This window comes from Rhizobium sp. SVR5-9E (genome assembly GCF_056755095.1).
This window is the reverse complement of sequence record NZ_JBNDHS010000183.1, coordinates 1-3812: the sequence shown is the minus strand read 5'-3', so window position 1 is coordinate 3812 and position 3812 is coordinate 1. Positions and strand designations below refer to the sequence as shown.

Here is a 3812-nt window from a genome sequence, read left to right as displayed (position 1 = left end):
AAGCAGAACAGACCGGCGCGCGGGTAATTGTCCCAGCTTCGAAGCGTCTACGTGACGAGCTCAATGTCCTACCTCGATCGCAAGGCGTAATCCTCCGTAACAGCCGGGGGGCCGCTTGGACCATCGCTGGCTTTGACACTGCTTGGAAGCGAGCCTGTAGGGAGGCAGGAATCACTGATCTGACGTTCCACGATCTCCGAGGCACGGCGGTAACCAGATTTGCTCTAGCCGGATGCACTGCAGCTGAGATTGGTGCCTTAACCGGGCACTCGCTCCGCGATGTGGATCAGATCTTAGATGCCCATTACCTCGGCGGTAGAAAGGAACTAGCGAGAGGAGCGATTGAGAAGGCGGAGGCCGCTCACTTTTTGTAGTCTTGCAACAGCGCATCGCACGCCAAAAGAAGCTGCCGAGAGTACCTAGCAGAGGCATTGATCATTCTCTTCATGCCAACGCCGAATACCAGATAGAGAAGGTGAATGCCGCTTACCGCCAGTACATACGGCAAGCGTACGCGAGCACCTGCAAACCATGGGACCAAATCGTAGATCAAGAGCAGGCATGCGGCGGAGACTGCAAGATTGATTGCGATCGCAATGGCTCGTAGGCCGAGCATATTCCGATAGAATCCATAATTAATGTTTTCGTCGTAGAGGACGCGAAACCGGTTGGTATCGCGTGTATTCTCCCTCAACCACGACGCCGCCCGATTGTAAAAATCGCGTGCTCTCCTAGGATTCTCCTTTGCCTCCAACATCGAGGGATACGGAACAGCCAGTTTATCGCTTAGGAAAGCAAGGTATCTCTGCTTAGCCTCATCCGAAAACGTCAGGTCGTTGTATTGTAGAACGTCAAACGTTGGCCACCCATCGTTCTCCCGATAGACGTGAGCCTGAAGTCTCTTTCCTGCGTCTCGGGCAATATTTGCGCAGACGAACAAAATTACAGTTAGACCTATCGTCGCCCACATTTGGCTAGCGTCTAAAGATTGCAGGTTCAAAATCGCGATAACAAATGCGATTGCCGGCACGAGAGTAATTAAAGCCGGAATCAGCCGCGCCTTTATTGTGTATAAGTCGAAGTTTTCCAAAGTGCGTGTCCCTCACCGATTGCATCAATAACCTAATTCGCGCAATCATTAAGCGCAATAATCGTTTTCTGAGATCAACCGCAAATGGCCGACTTTTTTGAAATAGACTTTTTAGACGTTGAGACAAAAAAGAGCGGCGATGCGATTGCCCTCCGATACGAAATAAATGGGAATCAGTATGTACACGTGGTCGACGGCGGCTACCTTGAGACCGGAAAAAGACTGGCCGCGCATATAAAAACCCACTACGGCAATCCGTCGTATATAGATCATGTCGTTGCGACACATCCTGACGGCGACCACACTGCAGGACTCAGGGAGATCCTTGAGGTTTTTCCCGTCGCGAACCTCTGGATGAACCGGCCTTGGCTTTACGCCGACGAACTTCTTACCCGCTTTGCGCGATATACAAACAGAGACAATCTCATTCGAGATTTAAAGAAGGCGTACCCGAACACTGCTGCCCTTGAGGAGATAGCAGTTCGAAGAGGCATTCCGATCCGCGAAGCATTCCAAGCAAGCCGGGTTGGAGCATTCGTAGTAATGGCGCCGACCAGGGAACGCTACATCGAGAAGGTCCTAGATTCCGAAAAAACTGGTCGCGTTGCTGAAGTCGCCGGCTTTAAGGCAGGCCCAGCGATTGGTGGTTTCCTGGCGGAGGTTCTTGGAAAGGTTTTTATTCTTGTAAAATCAGCATGGGGTGGCGAGGTTTTTCCTGCTGAAGAAACGAGCGCAGAGAACGAGATGAGCGTCGTTCAATACGCATACCTCTCCGGGAAAAAGATACTTCTCACAGGCGATACCGGACGAGGCGGATTGCAGGAAGTCATTGCTTTCGCGCCATACGTAGGCCTCGCCTTGCCGGGAATTGATCGCTTTCAGGTCCCGCATCATGGATCTAGGCGCAACGTCTCCACGGAGTTGCTAGACCAGATACTTGGTCCCCGCCTTCAAGAAAGAATGCCGGAGGATACGAGCAAGTTCACCGCCATCATTAGTTCCGCGAAAGAAGACGAAGATCATCCGCGAAGAGCGGTTGTCCGCGCAATGCACCATCGAGGCGCCCACGTCGTTAGCACCGAAGGTATCACCGTTCGCACGCAGGAGAACGCACCCCCTCGTTCAGGTTGGACGGCGATCCCCAATATGCAGTACCCTGAGGACCAAGAAGAGTAGAAATACCTGCCGCATCACTCCACCTCATAAACCGCCGCCTCATCCTGCTCCTCCCGCAGGCCCTTATATGACGCGTGTCGGAGCTTCCCGTCGTGGGTCCAAGCGCGGTATTCGATCTCGGCAATTAGCGTCGGTTGTACCCAGACAATGTTCTTTCGCTTGACGTCAACGGCCGACTTGCTGGTTTTGAGACTGTCGAGCGTCTCCGACAGATAGATCAGATCGCGCTCTTTGAATCCGGTCCCGACATCGCCGACGTAGACGAGGCTATTGCCCTTGCGCCCTGCGAGTAGCAGGCTCGCAATTCCACGGCTCGCCGAGGCAGATTTCTCATAGCCAACAACCACGAAGCTGTCGCTCCGGATGCACTTCACCTTGACCCAATCACCCAGCCGGCCGGATCGGTAGGTGCTGTGCCGGTTCTTGGCAATAATGCCTTCAAGGCCGAGTTCGGCAACCGCGGCAAGCAAGTCGTCGCCATCCGCTTCTATCTCCTGTGAGAGCCGGATGAAATCCTCGCCGCTGGCAGGAACCAAACCCTCAAGCAGATGGCGCCGCGCCATGAGGTCCATGCCGGTCAGATCGTGGCCGTCAAAGTACAGCAGATCAAAGGCCATGAGCATCGCTTCATGCGAGGTTCGCTTGCCTCCTCGGCCACCGAGTGAATTCTGAAGCATCCCGAAGTTTGGACGGCCCTCGTCATCCAAGACGATTGCCTCGCCATCCAGGATTGCCGTCGCCACGCCGAGCCGCTTTGCCGCCTCCTCGATCTCCGGGAAGCGGCGTGTCCAGTCATGCCCGCCTCGCGTAAGGATGCGTACTCTCTCTGGAGTGATATGCACGGCTAGGCGATACCCGTCCCACTTAATCTCATAGATCCAGTCCGGCCCCTTCGGTATCTTCGGTTTGAGGAGCGCAAGACACGGCTCGATGCGTTGTGGCATTGGATCGAGGGGGAGGTTCGGCTGTGCGGGGTCTCGCCGCTTGCGCTGTCTGGATCGGACCGGCGCATCGGCATCGCTGAGCAGAGGCTTAGAGTTTGGCGGCTTGGTCATGCCCTCAGTGCATCAGAGAATGCTTAAAGAGTCCACGGGAGGCCCTAGATGTCCGCTTTGCGCTAGAAGCAGACGTGAACTTCTCGACGGACTGGTTTATCAGGTAGCGCGAGATTACATGGACGAACGAAAGGTCCGCAATGGGCCGGAAGCTGCCGGACGCGGACTTCCGCTTAGCGCCGACAGCGGGCAATCCGCTGATTGCCTTTGGCAGAGTAAAACATGCGCGAAGAACAACTATTCAACTTTTGCATTGTATTCAGGCAATGAACGGTAAAGGGGATTGAGACGGCTTCATGTTAAATCGAACCGAACGCGATCAAGCGATAGAGCGTCGCTCCAGGAACCTCGAAATAGAGGAACGCCCGATCAGAGCCGACCTTGACCGTGCTGGCGTTGCTGTCAACAGTATCTGGGACTTGGTCAATACAAACGCCGATTATAGCCACGCGGTACCGGTGCTTGCCCACCATCTGTCCCTGCCGTATTCC

5 protein-coding genes are annotated in these 3812 nt (G+C 54.5%); 2 read left to right on the top strand and 3 right to left on the bottom strand.

Features of this window, described 5'->3' with window-relative positions:
- Positions 1–26 precede the first annotated feature (26 nt).
- Positions 27–374 (top strand): tyrosine-type recombinase/integrase, encoded by a 348-nt coding sequence (locus ACPYOJ_RS33980; protein ID WP_481420168.1) that lies wholly within the window; start codon positions 27–29, stop codon positions 372–374.
- On the opposite strand, the gene ACPYOJ_RS33975 is transcribed toward ACPYOJ_RS33980, so the two are convergent.
- Positions 362–1090, bottom strand: coding sequence for a hypothetical protein (locus ACPYOJ_RS33975; RefSeq protein ID WP_481420167.1), 729 nt, complete (start codon positions 1088–1090; stop codon positions 362–364). The two genes, ACPYOJ_RS33980 and ACPYOJ_RS33975, sit on opposite strands and share 13 nt — an antisense overlap.
- A gap of 84 nt (positions 1091–1174) precedes the next feature.
- Between ACPYOJ_RS33975 and ACPYOJ_RS33970 the strand changes: the two genes are divergently transcribed.
- Entirely contained in the window at positions 1175–2266 is a 1092-nt protein-coding gene (locus ACPYOJ_RS33970) for a ComEC/Rec2 family competence protein (RefSeq protein WP_481420166.1), read from the top strand.
- A gap of 14 nt (positions 2267–2280) precedes the next feature.
- Here the strand turns inward: ACPYOJ_RS33970 and ligD are convergent, their stop codons facing one another.
- On the bottom strand, positions 2281–3321 hold the full coding sequence (ligD, locus tag ACPYOJ_RS33965) for a non-homologous end-joining DNA ligase (protein ID WP_481420165.1): 1041 nt from the start codon (positions 3319–3321) through the stop codon (positions 2281–2283).
- Between the two features lie 299 nt (positions 3322–3620).
- On the bottom strand, positions 3621–3812 hold a 192-nt coding region (locus tag ACPYOJ_RS33960), incomplete at its 5' end, for a hypothetical protein (RefSeq protein WP_481420164.1).